This is a genomic window from Bacillus sp. JH7, from assembly GCF_001563515.1.
In the GTDB taxonomy this organism is placed as follows: Bacteria; Bacillota; Bacilli; order Bacillales; family Bacillaceae_G; genus Bacillus_A; species Bacillus_A cereus.
Window position 1 is genome coordinate 2,346,845 of sequence record NZ_LPUS01000001.1, and the last position, 18,647, is coordinate 2,365,491.

Here is an 18,647-nt window from a genome sequence, read left to right on the forward strand (position 1 = left end):
CAATAAACAACAATTAGGAATAGTTCGTATTACAGTACTTTTTTTAGAAATAAATAACAATTAGGAATAGTTTATGTTAAAATTCTTTCTTGTTTATTCTTGATTTTTAATATATTTTTCCTTGATCATTTTTATATATTGTTTTCTTTCAGTTAGTTCAAATATAAATAATGCTTTTTTTATGTCTGTTAAACCAACTTCATTAGAGTGCTGAACTTTCAATAAAATTGCACCTTTTTCAAAAAACAATTCACCTAATAAGTATAAAGTATTCATATTTATGGCTAATTTTATGCCTATTTCACTATACTTTATTGCTTCTTCATATTGATTTGCAAGGTGTAAACATTTTGTTAACGTATGAATGAGTCTTAATTTGATTTCTTTTTCTCTAGGAAATTCTATCTTATTAAAATTAATTAAACTTTGTTTTAATATATTTATACTTTTCTCATACTCTTCATTTTCTGCATGTATTATAGCAATTGAATTCATTATGCTTATTTCTTTTTCTGATAAAAAGTTAGTACTACTTAAGGTTTGTTTTAGTGCTCTATTTAAAATGTCAAAAGCATTACTTGTTGCTCCATTTACATAATATATAGCAATCGCTTCATGCCATAATAGAAATTGTTTATCTTCTTTTGATTGGAAATTATCATCATTTTTCTCTTTTTTTACTATTTCGTAAAGCTCATTATATTGTTTTTGTTTTACACAATCTCTCATTACACATTTTACATTTTCAATATATTTTATTTTTTTATTTTTGGTTAGTGCGAATATATAATTTGGATCAATACCAAGTCTTTCAGATAATTGATACAACAATATGCTAGATGGATAAATAATACCTTTTTCTATCTTACTAATTTGACTTTGTGAACATATTCCATGACATAATTCAGATTGTGACATGTTTTTTTTCTTTCTAAGTTCTTTAATAATAATACCAAGATTGTAGAATTCCATCTTTCCTCCCTCAAATGTAACACTTTATGAGTATAAGAATATTTTCCAACTTTTAATGTAATGTAAAATTGATATAGTTAAAATTACTAATTATATGGATTTATAGTTTCTTTTACAAACTTGTACCACAATACGAGAAATTATTAAAATATGGTTCACTAATAATCAATGTGCGTTTTATTCACCCCCACTGATTATTAGTCCATCCCAGGCAGGCGTTTACAGGGAGTCCGACTTCTTTGCCACATCTAGATTTTGAGGTGGGAGTCTTACTACCCGCAAATAGCCGGATTAAAATAAATATGATTTTTCACCTTTATTTCTTTTAATAGTTTCTTTTGATATTTATATAAATAATTTCGAAGGAGCGTATTTTATGAAAAGAATGTTGACCGAAAGAGAGTTAGAAGTGGCTATTTATGTAGCAAAAGGATATACAGATGCAGAAATTTCCCAAAAAATATATGTTACCCCTCGAAGAATTTCAGCGATAATTAATCATATTAAAGAAAAATGGCATATTAATTCTAGAGTGGAATTAGGTATTTTAGTTTATCATTATGGTTTTATAGATGCACCCTTATTTTCAAATAAAAAAATTCAGCTATGTAAAAAGGTTGTACAATAGATAGCGGAATATAACGAGTTTAAATTGCAAATAAAAATAGAAGAGCAGACAAACTTTTATTATTTGGTTTACTCCATCACTTTTTAAATTTCAGACATTAATATAAAAAGGTTAGAGAATTAACTTCTCTAACCTTTTTATATACACTATTAGGTTTCAAACAGTAAAGATGCCCTAATGCTACCATTGATCCTGTTCCCTATTCAACCTTGTATAAACAAAAAAAATCAGATATTACCACTATTCAAAACCAGTTACAATTCTCTCTTTCATTTTCTGTATTACTTCACTGCTCAATACTTTTTGACCAGCAGGAAGTTTTAATATGGCAGCGGCACCTTTACTAAGGTATATTTCTTGATCATTATTTTGATTTACTACCAATATTCCTTGCCCTTCAAATTCGAAATAACTAATATCTTTTGTTTCATTTGTATTATTTTTTATTGCTTTATATAATCCATATAAATCTTTACTTCTATTTTCTCCGCCCGTTCGAATCGGTTCAGTATCATTCGCAACAATTAGTCCTTCTGGCTGCTCACCCTTCATAATAAACCACAGCTTTTCATTTGTTGGTAATAGTAAATTCTTAAATTCAGAGCTATTTAAAATTTGCTGTGCTGGAATTGTTTCATAGATTGGTAACGAAAATGGAGATGTTGTTATTTTTTCAAAACTTAAATTTTCAGAAGAACTTCCCTTACTATATTGATAATCTTTTAATGCGATCGATTGTACTGATTCACTTTTATTTTTTGATGCATAACTAATTTTACTAGCGAAAATAATAACGGTCATTAAGCACATGCACAGTATCACAAGCTTAAGTAGTTTTCCCATTTATGAACCCCCGCTTTTAATATTATTAGTTTGCATGGATATTATAAACAGTTTCACTCCACCAAAAATTATTATTGTTATGGAACGTACTGAAATTATGATTATAATGATCACCATACCAAGGGTCCATGTATGTTATATAATCTGTTCCATTTGTCCCTTTATAAAATCCATCAAGTACTAGAAAGTGTCCGATGTTAGCTCCATTTTGCCACATAATGAGTGCAATCATCGGCTGATTACTATTAATTTGACTTTTGAACCAATCATAAGATTTTGCTCCAGAACTTATAGCTGAGCTAACACCATATCCCGATAATCCATATTGTATTTCACGTGAAGTTGCAGGATTATTATATGATCCACCCTTAACATACCTAACATACTGATCTTGTGAAGGAGTTTTCCCAAAATAATTTAAAACTGAAACCGAAGTGCCTGCCCAACACCAATTTGATCTTTCTTGTAATATGTTAGGTACAGATAATTTACGGTCTGTTGGTGTACTTGGGGGATTTCCATTAATATACGCTGACGTTACATATACTTTTTTTCCATCTTTAAAATAATAAAACCAACGATTATCTAAATTTCCTGTCCAGTAATCTTTAACCGCTTCACCATACTCCCATCCTTTAAAAGATACTTTTTTATTTCCGGGAATCACATCTACAATATTTGCATTCAAACTTTTTGCCTCTCTAACATTTACATTCAATGGAGCTGTTGTTCCTGAAAATTCAACTTCTTCTGCTATTATTTTCTGAACACCAATAAAACTAAATGTGAAAAACAATAAAAACATACAAACAATAAAATGCTTTCTTTCCTTCATTTCTCCACCCCTTCATTAGTACTAAAAAACATCAACAATTCATCCTTATTAATTGTTCAAGCTTAATATTACATACTAACGAAAAATGACTTCTCATAAAGTGAAACTTTAATCAGTAGTGGTTTTATTCATCCCCCACGATTATTAGTTGAACCAATCGGGCTGCCCGGCAAATAGCGGGATAAATTCCAATACAAAAAAGGAGCCTATAAATTTTTATAGGCTCCTTTTTATTTCGTCGTTATTACTTAGCTAATTCTTTCGTACCCTTCATTACATCAATGAAGAATCCCCAGTTATTCACTACAGAAGAGATACTGATATGTTCATCTGGAGTGTGGACGTTGAAAATGTCTGGTCCAAATGAAATTGCATCTAATTCAGGCATCTTTTGAACGAATGCGCTACACTCAATCCCCGCATGCACAGCGAAGATTTCAATTTCTTTATTGTATTTTTCTTGATGTACTTTTTCAAATAAATTACGAATTTGTGAGTTTGGATTGTATGGCCATTCTGGATACTCTGACTCTATTTCAAATGTAGCACCAACTAATTCAGCAATATATTTGATTTCTTCTGCAACATGTTGTTTTAAACTACTTACAGAACTTCGCACTTCGTTACGTAATTTAATTTCATCTTGCAACGTTTCAATAACGCCTAAATTTGTTGAGCTTTCTACAAGACCTTTAATATCCATGCTCATACTTTGAATACCATTCGGAATTAAGAATAATGATGAAATAAGCTGCTTTTGTGTCTCTTTAGCAAATACTTTTTCAACTGTTTCATCCAATTTTGTCAGTGTAACATGAACATCTGGATCAACAGCACGCATTTCTTCTTGTAATACACGTGTCCATGATTCTAGTTTTTCTTCTACTTGTCCTACATCTTCTGTACGAATTAAAATTGTAGCTACACTTTCACGCGGAATTGCATTCGTTTTTAATCCGCCGTGAACTTCACTTATGTAAAACTCCGTACGTGCTGATAAATCACGTAATACTCGTCCTAATACTTTGTTCGCATTACCGCGTTGTTTATCAATCTCCATACCAGAATGTCCGCCTTTTAGACCACCAACATATAGACGGTATGCATCCATATTCGCTGGCGCTTCATCCCAAATTACGGGAATTGTTTCAACAGCTTTCGCACCACCTGCACTACTTACAAGTAATTTATGATCTTCTTCAGAATCAATATTTATAAATATCTTTCCTTCAAAATGATTTGGATCAATAGCAAAAGCCCCGCCCATTGTCGTTTCTTCTTCAGTAGTGATAACGACTTCAAGTGCTGGATGCAGAATTTCTTTCGAATCTAATAAAGCTAATGCATACGCAACTGCAATACCATTATCAGCACCTAAAGTTGTTTGATTTGCATATAACATGTCCCCAATGATTCGTAATTCAATTGGATCTTTTTCAAAATCATGTACTGTTGCTTGATTTTTTTCGCAAACCATATCCATATGACCTTGAATAATAATAGCTGGTACATTTTCATAACCAGCTGTTGCTTCTTTTTTAATAATGACATTTAATGCTTCATCTTGAATGACTTCTAAGTCACGCTCTTTTGCAAAGCCCACTAAATAATCACTAATTTCCTTTTCATTACCTGATCCTCTAGGAATCTTTGAAATTTCTGCAAAATGATAAAATACAGGGTGCTTTGTTAATTGTTCTAAAGTAGAATACATTTTTCAAGCTCCTCTCAAAATGAAAAAATAGTATGTAAGTCTTTTATCATTATACCATGATTCATTATTTTACCTTTCTTTTAACTTTTATTGTTCATTTTATGTACAACACTCTTACAATATTGTAAGGGCGTTGTAAGCTATATCGATTTTTCTCATTTAATAATAGTCGTATACTTTTTAAAGAAACACATTAAAGGAGATAAAGAAAATGAAAAAGTTTTTAGCAATTATTACACTATGTTTATTATTTTTTAGTTTTACTATTGGCTGTGAGAGAGCGTCACTAAATAGAATTGGTAAGGATGTATATTACATGCAGATAAAAGGCGAAGGAACTATCGAAAAAGTAGATGGTAGAAACTTACGAAACTATACGCTGCCCGCATATGATGAAGATGGTGTCAAAAAACAAATTACATTTAGAAGTACAAAAAAAGAAAACAACCATAAATTAAATGAAGACGCGTTTTTACGCCTTTATGTAGATCAAGATGATAATAGCAAAAATGAAATATCATCAATTGAAGTAAAGTCCTATGAAGAGATTCAGAAAGCAGATTTACCTGAAAAAGTAAAAGATAAGTTTACTATTAAATAAAAAAACAAAAGAAAATGCTCTATGCATTTTCTTTTGTTTTTTTCACCTGTATATATTTTGAACTACTATTATTCATCAGTTTCTCTAACCGATTTATATTCTCCGTTAATGCACCTTTCACAAGAGAGAAATCTGTATTGGATTCTTCTTTTTTTTCTTTAAAAAACGAAGACTTTTGTACATTGACTTCAGCCATCTCTTCTCCCCCTTTTCAAAAAGATACAACCTTTTATTTATATTATATAGCAAATGTAAAAAGAGTGTACACTTATGATTTTCTTTTTAATTCTTCTTCTAATTCTTCTACTTGTTGCAACGTATCCCCTTTTATTAAAGAGAAATCTGTTGTATCTTCGTTATCTTCTTTAAAAAAATCATTGTCATAATCTTTTACCACTACAATCACCTCTACATGCTAGTGTAGGAATGATTGTCCAATTTTATTCAACTTTGTCGGATTTTGTTTTTAATTTATGTATAGAAGAAAAGGACAGAAAAAGATTCTGTCCTTATTTACTAAAATAACTATGATGTATTGTTAAATTATATACATTTTCAAAATCCCGATCTTGCAGGTTATTTTTCTTTCCATCAATAACAATGAAAACGTCACTTACTATTTTTGCTGGTATAACCCCGACATTTTCTACTTGCACCGCTTTCTGCTCATTCAATTGCTCCATATGTTCTAACGGAACGATAATACTAAATTGCGAGCGAATACCACGAAAGTTTGTATTTAATTCTTTCGCGGCTTCAAAAACAACAATTTTCGCGCCAATCTTTTCCCCGTATGAATCTAAAAATGCATTTAAGCTCTTTGTATATTCCTCTTCCGTATGCCATTCCATCGTACCGAATACTGCTGGATTAACATTTTGAATAATTGTCGTGTATATTTCTCCTCTCGCTTTAGATGCAATTAATGATCGTTTTATGGATTGAACTGTCTTGCCAATATCGCTAAATTTCGCACCCCATATTTCTGAAATATTAGGCGTTAAAATGAATGCAATATCTACAAAAATAACCATTGCAGTAAACATTAAAAGATTTTTCCAGAGGGTTAAATCGATTCCTTTTATCATGAAATACACGGTGACAGATATGATAAACAAACCATACCAAGTCTTTCTAATACGTTGCTTTTTCTCCTCGTACAACTCTTCATTTTTCCAATAAAAGAAAACAAGGACTACAAAGACAATCGCTAAAACAAATAAGCCAATTCGAATGTTAGAGATCATTAATCACATCACCCTCCATTCAAAAACTACTCACGATATCATTACATGCGCAAGCTGCTCTCTTTATGACAAAAGACGTGGACAAGCTTCTAAAATTAGCTACATCGCATATATATTAGAAGGTACCACGTCTTTTATCCTGCTATTTGTGGGCAGTAAGACCCCACTGATTAAAATTCCACTTTACCATGAGTCTATATTGTATATGTAGACAAGCATTCATTTCAAATTTTCGTATTAAAAAGAAATATGTTTCGGAATTTCCCCTTCAGGTACTTCTCCATCCATACTTAAATAATAATGACGAATCGGACGTAAGTTTTCGTCTAATTCATAAACAAGCGGAATGCTAGTTGGAATATTTAATGAAACTACACCATCACTTGAAAGGTTGTCTAAATATTTTACTAGCGAGCGAATTGTGTTACCGTGTGATGAAATAATTACTTTATTATCACTTTTTAATGTCGGCGCAATTTCTGAATGCCAATAAGCAAGTACTCTCTTCTCCGTATCCTCTAAACATTCAGTTAATGGAAATTCACCTTTTTTGAGTGTTTTATATCTTGGATCGGTCGCTTCATATCGAGGATCGTCTTCAGTAAGAGCCGGTGGTCTTACATCAACACTTCTTCTCCAAATATGAACTTGCTCCTCACCATATTTTTGAGCAGTTTCATCTTTATTCAGCCCTTGCAATGCACCATAATGTCTTTCATTTAGCTTCCAAGATTTATGTATTGGGACCCAAGTAAGATCCATCTCATGAAGTACAATCCATAACGTCCGAATTGCGCGTTTTAATACAGATGTATAAGCCACATCAAAAGTATATCCGTTTTTCTTTAATATTGCTCCTGCTTCTCTCGCTTCACTTAATCCATTCTCTGATAGATCAACATCTGTCCATCCAGTAAAGCGATTTTCAAGATTCCATAAACTTTGTCCGTGACGAATAAGTACAAGTTTTATCATTATAATTCCCCTTTCGGAAATGTGAATTTTATTGTTCCATTACGTACACGTATAAAGTATCTAGTAATGTATCTTTTTATCCATTCACTCTATGACCAATCGATAGTTGCCAAATGTATGGATAAAATTTGTTCTTTTTCAAACGATAAAAACAGAAGCTTTTTCATTATTTTTGATCGACTGGTATTTCCCGTTTCGATATCCAAGCATCAAAACCTGATCGGCTATTTGCCATTTCATTCATAACTTGGTGCCAATTGTCCTCACATGATTCACCAAATTTTGAAAAAATAGCACCCATTTGTTGTCTTTGTACATCACTCAGTTTTTTCTCTAAATCTGTACCTTTTTCTGTTAAAGACAACTGTTTCACACGTCGATCATGCATAGCTTCATTACTCTCAATTAAGCCCTTTTCCACAAGTTGACGTAGCGGCCCGTGGAGAGCTTGTTTACTTATTTCTAATAGTGATAATAACTCATTTACACTTATCCCTGGAAAACGTGCGATAAAAAATAAAATTCGATGATGTACTCGTTGAATGCCATATTCTTTTATAATTTCATCTGGCTTTTCAGTAAATGTTTTATATGCAAAATAAAATAATGCTAATGCCTCATTCATCTGTTCTTCTTTATGTTGTGTCATCTACTTTCCCCCTGTATGTAAATTATACCACAATCTAGTAATGAATATTTTAATCAACGCATTAGAACTTGTTCAGTCTATTGAAACATTCATTGCATAATTAGGAGATGATTCATTTGAAAAAACAATATACTGTAAGTACATATTTATTGGATAGACTACACGAATTAGGAATTGAACATATATTTGGGGTTCCTGGTGATTATAATCTTGCCTTTTTAGATGATGTAGTAGCACATGAAAATTTAAAGTGGATTGGCAATTGTAATGAATTAAATGCTGCATATGCAGCAGATGGGTACGCTCGCATAAAAGGAATCGCCGCTCTTATTACTACTTTCGGTGTTGGAGAATTAAGCGCTATTAACGGTATTGCTGGCTCATATGCGGAAAACGTGCCAGTTATAAAAATTACAGGTACGCCACCAACAAAAGTAATGGAAAATGGAGCAATCGTCCATCATACGTTAGGAGATGGAAAGTTCGATCACTTTTCCAATATGTATCGAGAAATCACTATAGCACAAACAAATGTAACACCTGAGCATGCTGCTGAGGAAATTGACCGTGTTTTACGTGCATGTTGGAATGAAAAACGCCCTGTTCATATTAATTTGCCGATTGATGTGTATAATAAACCAATTAATAAACCGACAGAACCTATTATAAATAAACCTATTTTAAGTAATAAAGAAGCATTAAATAAAATGCTTCTACATGCCATTTCAAAAATAAATAGTGCCAAAAAACCTGTTATTTTAGCTGATTTTGAAGTAGATCGATTTCATGCTAAAGAAAGTTTACATCAATTCGTAGAAAAAACTGGGTTTCCCATCGCGACGTTCAGTATGGGAAAAGGAATATTCCCAGAAAAACACCCTCAATTTATAGGTGTTTATACTGGTGATGTAAGTTCTCCGTACTTGCGAAAAAGAATTGATGAATCTGATTGTATTATTAGTATTGGTGTGAAGTTAACTGATACTATTACAGGCGGCTTCACACAAGGTTTTACAAAAGAACAAGTTATAGAAATCCATCCCTACACTGTGAAAATTATAGATAAAAAATACGGTCCAGTTGTAATGCAGGATGTTTTACAACATTTAAGTGATTCAATTGAGCATCGTAATAAAGATACCCTTGACGTTAAGCCATTTATTTTAGAATCATCACCTTTTACTGAAGAGTTCAATCCAAAAGCACAAATGGTCACACAAAAACGTTTTTGGCAGCAAATGTACCATTTCTTACAAGAAAACGACGTCTTAATTGTAGAGCAAGGAACACCTTTCTTTGGTAGTGCTGCTATCCCTCTACCTAATGACACTGCATATGTAGGACAACCGTTATGGGGATCTATCGGATATACACTGCCCGCTCTACTTGGTACACAGCTCGCCAATTTATCACGGCGCAACATTTTAATTATTGGTGATGGTTCTTTCCAAGTAACTGCCCAAGAGTTATCAACTATACTACGTCAAAATTTAAAACCGATTATATTTTTAATCAATAACAACGGATACACTGTTGAACGTGCCATTCACGGACAAAACCAACCTTATAATGACATACAGATGTGGGATTACAATAAACTATCAATGATATTTGGATCAGAAGAAAAAAGTCTAACATTTAAAATAGAAAATGAAGCAGAATTAGCAGAAGTCTTAACAAATATAATTTTTAATAAGAATCAACTTATCTTTATTGAAGTTATAATGAGCCAAAGCGATCAACCTGAATTGTTAGCTAAACTCGGGAAAAGATTCGGTCAGCAAAATTCTTAATATAAAAGCATAACCTAATTATACAACTAGTAGTGTAAAACTTGTTTTGAGAATAGTTTCGACACTCAAAATACATAAGGAAAAGGATGGAAAGTACCATCCTTTTCTATTTTAAGAGCCTTCTTCGACTAACGCCCCGTGCGACAAGCAAAAATTCTTAATCCATCTTTAATTTTATAGCTTTTGTCGCAATAAATGTTTTAATATGCTTATCCAATATCCTTGTTCCACCAAAATCATCCTCATAAAAACCTGTTATAGCAAAACCAGCATCAATTTGGCCTTGGATTTGGTCTTCTAAAGTATGCGCATATTCTATTGTTTGATTTGAATCGATGTAATCTTGAACTTCATCCTCTGGTAAATAATCCAATGTTGATGAAGGAATTGAATGTTTAACATCCAGAATACCTTTTTGCTCTTGGTTATCATCAAAAATCCATAGTAACGGATTTGTAAATCCAGCAATAAGAACACCTTTATTCTTTAAAACCCTAGAAACTTCATTCCATACAAGATGAACATCTTTGACAAACAAATTAGACACAGGATTTACAACAATATCAAAATATTCTTCCTCAAAATCACTAAGGTCTGACATATCTCCTTGTACGGTTTTTAAAGTTAAACCATCCCGTTTTGCTACCTTTTCATCTTGTTCCAATTGCTTCTTAGATATATCAGTAACTGTTACATCTGCTCCAGCAGCAGATAGAACTGGTGCTTGTTGTCCGCCACCTGATGCTAAGCAAAGTATCTTTAATCCATCTAATGACTTTGGAAACCATTCTCTAGGAACTGATTTTTCCGTAGTGACTGTAATCTCCCATTCACCTGATTTGCTTTTCTCAATAATCTCGCTACTTACAGACTGCGTGTATCTAGAACCTTCTTCCACCTTCTTATCCCATGCATTACTGTTTTGTTGTGTAGTATCCATTACAATTATTCCTCCTAACAATCTAGTTGCATTTTAAGTGTAAACTTATTAACTATTTATGCTTTCCTTTTTCTATTAACCCGCCTGATAGTTCATACATAGTTGTCTATATTTATATTAACAGATAAACGCTAATAATCGCTAAAAATTCTAAAAAGACAAAAAATTATACATCTATTCCATTCATTTAAAATAATCGTAGAATTGGTAAGTTTTAAACAACTCACTTCCACATAAAAATAGCATTCCAAATCTGTTGACAGTTGGAACGCTTTTTTATGTTATTTCATTTTTCAAGCTTTTAACTAAATCCATTAAACAAATAAGCTACGCTTTTTCTTTTTTATTCAGCAAGAGTTAACTGCCAAGATACACCATACTTATCATTTAACCAGCCAAACTTTTTACTAAACGGATAAGAACCTAAAGGCATAAGAATCGCTCCATCCTGCGCTAGTTTATGAAAGACCGTTTCAATTTCTTCTTCTGTCTCACAAGTTACATAAAGAGACATAGCTGGAGTGAATGTAAAATTATGATTTACATAACTATCAATACACATAAACTCTTGGCCATTTAGCGTAAAAGTTGCATGAATTACAGTTCCCTCTTTACCAGGTCCATTTTCATCGTAGCGAGAAATACTTACAATTTCTGATTGATCAAATAGTGACGTATAAAAATTCATTGCTTCCTCAGCTTTGCCCTCAAACATTAAAAACGTAGTAATTTTTTGATTTGCGTTACTCATATGGAGACAGCCCCTTGTTATGTATTTATGTAAAACATACGTCAACAAAACCAAACGTACGTTCCTTTTAATATATTGTCTATAAAAACGATGAGTTTGTCAATTATCTACTTTATTATTTCTTCTTAAATAATGCTGTCCAAAGAAATGATTCTCCAAACATTTCTTTCGGTTGTTTCATTTGTTTCATTCTTCTAATCTCAATTACCTCAAATTCTTTAAATATCTCTCTTAACTTTTCTTCCGAGTATGCAAGACCACCTTGTAGACTCCACCCTCTATATACGTCCCAATCTGTTATTTCCGATCCATTTCGCTCATCTAAATCACCTGCCGCAAAACATGTTAATCCGAAATAACCACCCGATTTTAATGAGTTTTTAATTAAATCCACATAATTTATTCTTCTATGCGGTGGAATGTGATGCAAACAGCCCGAATCGTATACAAAATCAAATTCGTTTTGAACCTCTAAATTAAAAATTGAATCACAAATAAAATGAATTGCTACCTCTTTTGCCAATGCCCTTTCTTTAGCCCAATTAATGCCTTCTACAGATAAATCCACTGCTGTTACATCAAATCCTTGAGTCGCTAAATAAATGGCATTTCTACCTGGACCACACCCAAGTTCTAATACTTTCCCTTTTGAAACTCTCTCTTTTTGTATATACGAAACTAGGTTCTCATCTGGAACATTTTCAAAAAATGGAACATCCTTTTCTCTATTCTCATAAAATTCATTCCAAAAAGGTTCTGCAGGTCTTAATAATGAATCAAGCATTTTTAAAATGTCTTCTTGTGTGTGTAACGTTTCATTTTTCATTAACACCCCTCCATAAATTAATAGTCAGAAAATTATTATATATCTTTTTGAACTTTCAAACAAAGAAAAAACTCCTACATTCAATAGGAGTTTTTGTCTTTAAAATACGAGTACAGCTAACCATTTTAACAACTTCTCTTCTCGCGCTTTTAAATCATCATTCCTAAACTTGCCTAGTTGTATTTCACTAACAACTTCTCCGTCCGCCATAAAAGAACTCTTTCTGTTTTCGCTGCTACCTATACAACATGAGTCACTTAAGATGATTACTTTACTGAAAAATCAAGCTGATTTCGTTAAGGCGTATTTTTGCTAACGCCTCTTCTTTCATGCATGATATTTCATATAATCATACTTTTCTAATAAAATAACGCTTTTGTTAAAATTCCACTTCAATCTTATTCATATATAGTAATTTAATTTATTTAATATTTGTATCACTGGTTTTAATTATTTTTGCTCCAAAAGGTATAGGAAGGAATTTTGCTATTATAGCTTTTATACTTGTAAGTATTTTCCAACCCTTCTTTTCCATTATTATTGCTACTATCATCGGGGCTATGTTTTGGGCTAGCTGAAATACATTTATAACAATTCCATTTACCCTAAATAAAAATTTTATTACATAATCATTTTGATTCATTTTCGCAATGGTATAATCTGCATAATTCACTTTTTAAGAAGGGATAACACAATGAGAGAATACTTTGGTTTCATTTCAATGTTTTTAACTGGATTCTTATTTTTCAATCTATATTTTGCTGGCCCTTTTTTAATTTTAATACCTATCTCAATCGTTTTAGCTCTTTTTGCTCCGAAAGGTACAGCTAAAACGTTTGCTTTTGTTGGTTTAATAATTTTCAGCATTTTCCTAGCCACTCCGCCATGCCATTTACTACCTGCCCCAAAGTTATCTATAACAAAGCGCTCACTATCTGACTTTAGAGTTCCTGTGTTTTCACCTTCGTCAGTGTTTGGACCATTTTGAGTCCAACCAACCATTGTTTTCATTTCATCGTGCATAACAAGCTGTTCTTTCTCGACTGTTCGTTCTTCCACAGAAACAGGGTATCCCATACGAAAATGTTGAATTTCTTCTTCCTTTTTTTGTGAAATATCAATAAAAGTAGAGGGATTTTCTACCTTAACTGTGAACGTAGGATCAGAATATTCACTCCCATTATTCGATATATTTGTAATTAATCTACTTCCTTGTAATTTGAAATCTATTTTTCTCCTTGGGCCTAGTTTATAAGGCATTGGACAAATGAATTTTAAGGTGCCTTTTCCTAAACTCACAAAATTATCAACATTAAAATCTTCATCAATAACAGCTATATATGTCCTATCTAGTTTTGTATCAAAAGTTAGCTCGGCTGCTTGTTCAGTAATTAACCATGTCGCTATTTCTTCTTTTAACGTTTCTAAATCTGTTCCATCTGGAACGATAATTCCCACAGGGACAGAAAGTCGACGAGGATCTGTTTCCGTTCCTAATAATCTTGCGCCTGGATATCCAGGCGTGTTTAAAAATTTACGTTTTAGAGGTGCCCATGTTGGCGGGCTCCATCCTTTTTCTAGTTGGATATATTCTTTTCGTTGATTGTTGAATGTAAAAGAGCTCATTTTGACACTCCGTTTCTTTATAAAATAAAAGAAACCCAAACCTAAAAGGCTGAGTTTCTCTTTTCTTCTCTTTCTTGATACTCGGTTGTATAGCGATAAGTACCGCGTGCCACGTCTCTTCCTTCTAAATTTACGGGTACTTCAATAACTAAATCTCCACCAAGCATTGGAATAACTCCACCGCCAGATGATCCGAAAGAATTATTAATGACTTGATTTGATACACTATTTGTCATGGCTTGTCTACTGTTTGACATACTTCCATATACACCACTCATGACGGTCTTTAATCCTCCTAATTGGCTTGCGGAACTAGCCATCATACGGCTCATATTATCCATTAATTGATTTTATAGATTATAAAGGTATATTATGAGTTGTGTTTTCCATCACTTCTCACAATACAAATATATCACGTTAACTCCAAAACGACCGGCACATTTACTGCCAAAAAAACGGCCATAACCCTGTCACTTTTCATCATCTTATTTACATATAATTACAATAAAAAAATACAATTATGCTCAAAAAAGAAGGGATTATTTTTAATCCCTATCTTTTGTGATTGTAGTATTTATGAAATTAGAGCTATCAAAGAGATGTATATAATAAAGGCTGATGTTAGTTTTCATCTTTATCATTTTCTGATTTCGTAGCAGTATCTTTAAAAAAATCACCTGCTAAATTAAGTAGTTTCTTTCCACCTTCACTATTCAAAAGATTCATTAAAAATACCGGATCTTGAACCTTTTGAATAAGAGCTTGCATAAATACGGATTTAGCAACACCTAATATCTCTGTCGAAGTTATTTTTATATTAAAATAAGGAATGTTAATTTGGAATGGCGAATAATCAGATGAATTATTTTTCTGTTTTTTTAATTTTTCATCAGTCGTTCCATTGATTGCTTCATTGGTTGTTTCATTATTCGTTTTGGGAAGTGTAACAGCTTCGGCCGCTATTATTCGACTTTTCTTCTGAGTTACTTCGGTTATTGGAATAGATGAAGTTTGATACGAAACATTTTTATTAAAATATGGGCTAGATCCCATTTTTTTCTCCTTTCATAACGAACACATTATATATTCTAAACATATATTAAACTATATTAATGAAGGATTACTTCACACTACGTGAAGCAACCCTTTATTTATTCTTGGTGATATAAGAAGGTTATTACTTAAAAACCACCATATCCGCACCAGCTTGCACCAACGATAATAAGCAAGATAAACAATACGATTAGTAATGCAAATCCTCCGCCATAACCACAACCACTTCCATATCCTTTTTCTGCAGCCAAGATACACTCCTCCTCTCTAGAAGTTCATAAACTAGCAAAAACAAGTTGCACCAACGATAATAAGCAAGATAAACAATACGATTAGTAATGCAAATCCTCCGCTATAACCACAACCACTTCCATATCCTTTTTCTGCAGCCAAGATACACTCCTCCTCTCTAGAAGTTCATAAACTAGCAGAAACAAGCAGCGCCAACGATAATAAGCAAGATAAACAATACGACTAGTAATGCAAATCCTCCGCTATAACCACAACCACTTCTATATCCTTTTTCTGCAGCCAAGATATCCCCCCCGATCCTATAACAAAGATGCGTTTCATAATAACTAACAGAAGTTCTATTAATTTAACTCGTAATGAAAACAAGCTAACAGAAAAATGATTTTTCATTGCAGTCATGTTGTACTTGCTTATCACTACACTGACACTATATGTATTGGGCTGTAAACGGTTATGTGCTTTTATATCAACTTTTCCATTTTTGAGGAAAATGTCATTGACCATTTTTAAAATCGTTATATTTATATTAATAATTTTATAACCCACATTTGAATTTAATCATTCGTATCTTTTTCTCTACTTTGACGATTTGAAATCATTATCTTCTTAATCCATACTATTTTCACAAAGTAATTAATATATCATTTCAAGTTCTCTATGACTTACCTATATCTTATATTGTGTGTAACTGCCCCCTTCGCTGAATCCCTTGGTATCATTGAATTTATAATACTTTCTTTTTTGAGTTACATAGTACAAAATTTATGAGTAACTGTAAGGAGTACCACCACATTGCTATCAAGCTAAGAATATGAATTTTATTAATCCATCTTTTTCTTTTGCATATTGGCTAGTATAGAACAAAAAGGTTATCAAATGCCGAGCGAACTCTCAGCAGATGATAACCCTTTGGACTAGCGTATCAATGATTTAATTAGATAACCTCACAAATATATTATTGAACCACTCCAAATACATTAATTTCAGCGGCACTTGTCCATGGATTGTTGTTTACCTCGCTTAATGCACGTAGTTTAATATAACGACCTGTCTTGTTTGCAAAGCTGACCTCTTTCAAGTTAGCATTGTTTGCAAAAGCACCTATGGATACCGCTGTTCCCCAGTTTACTCCATCACTACTGACGTAAAACTCATAGTCCTTAATCGTTCCATTTATTTGGCCGTCTTGCCTTGGCAAGTAGCTGAATTTGGAGAGGTTATAAGTTGCACCTAAATCAATTTGAATCTCGTGTGGCATTGGAGCTACAGGGCTCCAGTTTGTATGCCAAAATGTGTCTTTGTTTCCATCAAAGGCATACGTACCTAAATTGTACCAATTATAGCTATCTACATATTTTAGTGTCCAGTTTGTTTGCGGAATTAAGCTAGCTTCTTTTGTTGTGACTGCTACATTCATAGCAGAATTACTTGTACTTGTCGTTGTAATCGTTACTCCTGTTTTTTCTCCCGTGTAGGTATTACTATTCGGATTAGTGTCTGGACCAAAGGTAGCAGCATGATTTTGATTCGTGTAATAGAATGGGTCTTGGTATTCACTGACTGATTGCTCTATATCAATGAAAGGATGCGGATCACTGGAATTATTATTCATAGATTCATCAATATGCCAAACCGCAATACCACCAGAATTTGTTGGTAAGCTCGCATCATACCCAACCTTTGCGCGATTTTCAACTAAAAAATACGTATTATCCTTTAAAGGAATCTTTAACACATTATAGTTATTTGGGATTGCATTTAGAGTAAAGTTATTAGTGGTATTTACTACAGTTGGTGTTACAAAGCCCAGTTTTACCTTTGACCAAGCATCCATATGATCTGGGGTAGTTCCATACTCTTCCCCTTGAAGACTATTCCAAGCTCCATTCCCCATTATACTTAGACTACCTACACGGTTATTGTCACCATATAGATCTGGAAGACCAAAAGAATGCCCTAACTCATGAGCAGGTATACCAATTGTCGCCATATGACCATATTGTTTTTCACCCTGCGCTGTATACATGCCTGATACTGTAACACCATCGTGATTTGTATTAGGAGCATATGACTGATGCGCCCAAATGTTTGGAAGTGGCCCCCCACTAGCCTGTTCATTACCAGCAAGAAAACTTACAATGTAGAAGCCATCTTTAGAGTCAACGACTTGATCATTATTAGTATCAAGACTAGCAAAATTCACTTGAGAATCAGCTTTAGCCAGTGCATCTGTTATAACCGTACCCATACTTTTTCCCGATGTACTCGGATGAGCGTAATCTAATTTCACTTTAACCACTCCATCATTTTGAGTACCATATGTTTCAGGAGCTGGAGTTATCTGTACTTTTCCGTTACTTACTTCATTATAGTAATTCTTAACTGACTTTTGATTTGTAGAAAAGAATTTGTTACTCCAATCGTTATCGTTATATGCAATATCAACATCTGTAAACCCAATTAACAAAACAAGTAATTTTTTGTTTCCTAAAACTGGAGTGACAGTTCCATCAATATTTTTTGGTGATTCTTTTTGTAATTTATTCATGTGCTCCTGTTTTTTCTTTGCTTGAGGGTTGTAATTCTTTATCCATTTGTTCAAATTGTTCTCATTTACCGCCATTGAAGGCTTCTTATCAATTTTATATTTTTTCCCCGTCGATTTCAGTTCATCTGATGTAAGCTCCGCGTAATTCCAATACCCCTTCTGATCTTGTAAAAGTACGTCGCCATCCTTTGTACTTACCCAATGGAACCATTCATCTCCATGTAACGTGCCCTCAAAAGATTCGCCTGAAGGCTGCTTCATTTTGACAACTCCCTCGTATGCTGGTGCGGCAAAAGCATTCGTTTGAACATACAAAACACAAATCAAAGAAAAAACGGACATGAACAGGAATTTTAAAATTCTTTGCATAAACTTTCCCCCTTTTTCACTGGTG

General features: G+C 32.9%; 20 protein-coding genes and 3 pseudogenes. 3 read left to right on the forward strand and 20 right to left on the reverse strand.

The window, feature by feature from the left end; genetic code table 11:
- Window positions 1-93: 93 nt before the first annotated feature.
- Entirely contained in the window at window positions 94-972 is an 879-nt protein-coding gene (locus AU379_RS11710) for a helix-turn-helix domain-containing protein (RefSeq protein WP_000397983.1), read from the reverse strand.
- A 376-nt stretch (window positions 973-1,348) separates the two neighbouring features.
- On the opposite strand from AU379_RS11710, the gene AU379_RS11715 reads away from it, so the two are divergent.
- The gene (locus AU379_RS11715) at window positions 1,349-1,600 is read left to right on the forward strand and encodes a LuxR C-terminal-related transcriptional regulator (protein ID WP_000827561.1); all 252 of its coding nucleotides are present in this window, start codon (window positions 1,349-1,351) and stop codon (window positions 1,598-1,600) included.
- 240 nt (window positions 1,601-1,840) lie between these two features.
- Here the strand turns inward: AU379_RS11715 and AU379_RS11720 are convergent, their stop codons facing one another.
- The 3 genes from AU379_RS11720 to pepD all read right to left on the reverse strand — a co-directional run bounded on the left by AU379_RS11720 (window position 1,841) and on the right by pepD (window position 4,992).
- Window positions 1,841-2,443 carry a hypothetical protein gene (locus tag AU379_RS11720; protein ID WP_000517260.1) on the reverse strand — a complete coding sequence of 201 codons (603 nt, stop codon included), beginning with the start codon at window positions 2,441-2,443 and terminating at the stop codon, window positions 1,841-1,843.
- A 25-nt stretch (window positions 2,444-2,468) separates the two neighbouring features.
- Complete coding sequence (locus AU379_RS11725) at window positions 2,469-3,278, reverse strand: papain-like cysteine protease family protein (RefSeq protein WP_000664542.1); 810 nt, start codon at window positions 3,276-3,278, stop codon at window positions 2,469-2,471.
- A gap of 244 nt (window positions 3,279-3,522) precedes the next feature.
- Window positions 3,523-4,992, reverse strand: coding sequence for a beta-Ala-His dipeptidase (gene pepD / locus AU379_RS11730; RefSeq protein ID WP_000287533.1), 1,470 nt, complete (start codon window positions 4,990-4,992; stop codon window positions 3,523-3,525).
- Between the two features lie 211 nt (window positions 4,993-5,203).
- Here pepD and AU379_RS11735 point away from each other — a divergent pair, with 211 nt between their 5' ends.
- Window positions 5,204-5,593: a YxeA family protein gene (locus tag AU379_RS11735; protein WP_000713864.1), complete on the forward strand. Its 390-nt coding sequence runs from the start codon at window positions 5,204-5,206 to the stop codon at window positions 5,591-5,593.
- A 19-nt stretch (window positions 5,594-5,612) separates the two neighbouring features.
- Here the strand turns inward: AU379_RS11735 and spoIISB are convergent, their stop codons facing one another.
- The 5 genes from spoIISB to AU379_RS11760 form a co-directional block, all read right to left on the reverse strand.
- Window positions 5,613-5,789, reverse strand: a complete 177-nt coding sequence (gene spoIISB, locus AU379_RS11740) for a stage II sporulation protein SB (protein WP_000852627.1) — start codon at window positions 5,787-5,789, stop codon at window positions 5,613-5,615.
- A 72-nt stretch (window positions 5,790-5,861) separates the two neighbouring features.
- Window positions 5,862-5,990 (reverse strand): hypothetical protein, encoded by a 129-nt coding sequence (locus AU379_RS11745; RefSeq protein WP_000237818.1) that lies wholly within the window; start codon window positions 5,988-5,990, stop codon window positions 5,862-5,864.
- Between the two features lie 112 nt (window positions 5,991-6,102).
- Window positions 6,103-6,840 carry a type II toxin-antitoxin system SpoIISA family toxin gene (locus AU379_RS11750; RefSeq protein WP_000624979.1) on the reverse strand — a complete coding sequence of 246 codons (738 nt, stop codon included), beginning with the start codon at window positions 6,838-6,840 and terminating at the stop codon, window positions 6,103-6,105.
- Window positions 6,841-7,077: 237 nt separating this feature from the next.
- On the reverse strand, window positions 7,078-7,815 hold the full coding sequence (gene gpmA / locus AU379_RS11755) for a 2,3-diphosphoglycerate-dependent phosphoglycerate mutase (protein WP_000594151.1): 738 nt from the start codon (window positions 7,813-7,815) through the stop codon (window positions 7,078-7,080).
- 166 nt (window positions 7,816-7,981) lie between these two features.
- The gene (locus AU379_RS11760) at window positions 7,982-8,464 is read right to left on the reverse strand and encodes a MarR family winged helix-turn-helix transcriptional regulator (protein ID WP_000191888.1); all 483 of its coding nucleotides are present in this window, start codon (window positions 8,462-8,464) and stop codon (window positions 7,982-7,984) included.
- Window positions 8,465-8,571: 107 nt separating this feature from the next.
- On the opposite strand from AU379_RS11760, the gene AU379_RS11765 reads away from it, so the two are divergent.
- Window positions 8,572-10,257 (forward strand): alpha-keto acid decarboxylase family protein, encoded by a 1,686-nt coding sequence (locus AU379_RS11765; protein WP_061139288.1) that lies wholly within the window; start codon window positions 8,572-8,574, stop codon window positions 10,255-10,257.
- A 157-nt stretch (window positions 10,258-10,414) separates the two neighbouring features.
- Here the strand turns inward: AU379_RS11765 and AU379_RS11770 are convergent, their stop codons facing one another.
- From AU379_RS11770 to AU379_RS11815, 11 genes and pseudogenes are all read right to left on the reverse strand, one after another.
- Complete coding sequence (locus AU379_RS11770; RefSeq protein WP_000381800.1) at window positions 10,415-11,197, reverse strand: class I SAM-dependent methyltransferase; 783 nt, start codon at window positions 11,195-11,197, stop codon at window positions 10,415-10,417.
- 343 nt (window positions 11,198-11,540) lie between these two features.
- Window positions 11,541-11,948 (reverse strand): VOC family protein, encoded by a 408-nt coding sequence (locus AU379_RS11775; protein WP_000063589.1) that lies wholly within the window; start codon window positions 11,946-11,948, stop codon window positions 11,541-11,543.
- Window positions 11,949-12,063: 115 nt separating this feature from the next.
- Complete coding sequence (locus tag AU379_RS11780; protein ID WP_000787493.1) at window positions 12,064-12,774, reverse strand: class I SAM-dependent methyltransferase; 711 nt, start codon at window positions 12,772-12,774, stop codon at window positions 12,064-12,066.
- A gap of 99 nt (window positions 12,775-12,873) precedes the next feature.
- A pseudogene (locus tag AU379_RS30940) lies at window positions 12,874-13,031 on the reverse strand (ABC transporter ATP-binding protein); the annotation flags it as partial.
- Between the two features lie 601 nt (window positions 13,032-13,632).
- A pseudogene (locus tag AU379_RS11795) lies at window positions 13,633-14,400 on the reverse strand (distal tail protein Dit); the annotation flags it as partial.
- A gap of 41 nt (window positions 14,401-14,441) precedes the next feature.
- Window positions 14,442-14,750, reverse strand: a pseudogene (locus AU379_RS11800) (phage tail tape measure protein); the annotation flags it as partial.
- A 271-nt stretch (window positions 14,751-15,021) separates the two neighbouring features.
- Window positions 15,022-15,453 (reverse strand): hypothetical protein, encoded by a 432-nt coding sequence (locus tag AU379_RS11805; protein WP_000535862.1) that lies wholly within the window; start codon window positions 15,451-15,453, stop codon window positions 15,022-15,024.
- Between the two features lie 128 nt (window positions 15,454-15,581).
- Complete coding sequence (locus tag AU379_RS29040; protein ID WP_223697795.1) at window positions 15,582-15,707, reverse strand: YjcZ family sporulation protein; 126 nt, start codon at window positions 15,705-15,707, stop codon at window positions 15,582-15,584.
- Between the two features lie 28 nt (window positions 15,708-15,735).
- Complete coding sequence (locus AU379_RS29045; RefSeq protein ID WP_071740200.1) at window positions 15,736-15,846, reverse strand: YjcZ family sporulation protein; 111 nt, start codon at window positions 15,844-15,846, stop codon at window positions 15,736-15,738.
- Between the two features lie 31 nt (window positions 15,847-15,877).
- Window positions 15,878-15,988, reverse strand: coding sequence for a YjcZ family sporulation protein (locus tag AU379_RS29050; protein ID WP_080117658.1), 111 nt, complete (start codon window positions 15,986-15,988; stop codon window positions 15,878-15,880).
- Window positions 15,989-16,660: 672 nt separating this feature from the next.
- Complete coding sequence (locus tag AU379_RS11815) at window positions 16,661-18,622, reverse strand: M6 family metalloprotease domain-containing protein (RefSeq protein ID WP_001188941.1); 1,962 nt, start codon at window positions 18,620-18,622, stop codon at window positions 16,661-16,663.
- Window positions 18,623-18,647: the final 25 nt, after the last annotated feature.

Coding starts and splice junctions, on each gene's coding strand:
- AU379_RS11710 (WP_000397983.1), bottom strand. CDS start 972: ATGGAATTCTACAATCTTGGTATTATTATTAAAGAACTTAGAAAGAAA.
- AU379_RS11715 (WP_000827561.1), top strand. CDS start 1,349: ATGAAAAGAATGTTGACCGAAAGAGAGTTAGAAGTGGCTATTTATGTA.
- AU379_RS11720 (WP_000517260.1), bottom strand. CDS start 2,443: ATGGGAAAACTACTTAAGCTTGTGATACTGTGCATGTGCTTAATGACC.
- AU379_RS11725 (WP_000664542.1), bottom strand. CDS start 3,278: ATGAAGGAAAGAAAGCATTTTATTGTTTGTATGTTTTTATTGTTTTTC.
- pepD (WP_000287533.1), bottom strand. CDS start 4,992: ATGTATTCTACTTTAGAACAATTAACAAAGCACCCTGTATTTTATCAT.
- AU379_RS11735 (WP_000713864.1), top strand. CDS start 5,204: ATGAAAAAGTTTTTAGCAATTATTACACTATGTTTATTATTTTTTAGT.
- spoIISB (WP_000852627.1), bottom strand. CDS start 5,789: ATGGCTGAAGTCAATGTACAAAAGTCTTCGTTTTTTAAAGAAAAAAAA.
- AU379_RS11750 (WP_000624979.1), bottom strand. CDS start 6,840: ATGATCTCTAACATTCGAATTGGCTTATTTGTTTTAGCGATTGTCTTT.
- gpmA (WP_000594151.1), bottom strand. CDS start 7,815: ATGATAAAACTTGTACTTATTCGTCACGGACAAAGTTTATGGAATCTT.
- AU379_RS11760 (WP_000191888.1), bottom strand. CDS start 8,464: ATGACACAACATAAAGAAGAACAGATGAATGAGGCATTAGCATTATTT.
- AU379_RS11765 (WP_061139288.1), top strand. CDS start 8,572: ATGATTCATTTGAAAAAACAATATACTGTAAGTACATATTTATTGGAT.
- AU379_RS11770 (WP_000381800.1), bottom strand. CDS start 11,197: ATGGATACTACACAACAAAACAGTAATGCATGGGATAAGAAGGTGGAA.
- AU379_RS11775 (WP_000063589.1), bottom strand. CDS start 11,948: ATGAGTAACGCAAATCAAAAAATTACTACGTTTTTAATGTTTGAGGGC.
- AU379_RS11780 (WP_000787493.1), bottom strand. CDS start 12,774: ATGAAAAATGAAACGTTACACACACAAGAAGACATTTTAAAAATGCTT.
- AU379_RS11805 (WP_000535862.1), bottom strand. CDS start 15,453: ATGGGATCTAGCCCATATTTTAATAAAAATGTTTCGTATCAAACTTCA.
- AU379_RS11815 (WP_001188941.1), bottom strand. CDS start 18,622: ATGCAAAGAATTTTAAAATTCCTGTTCATGTCCGTTTTTTCTTTGATT.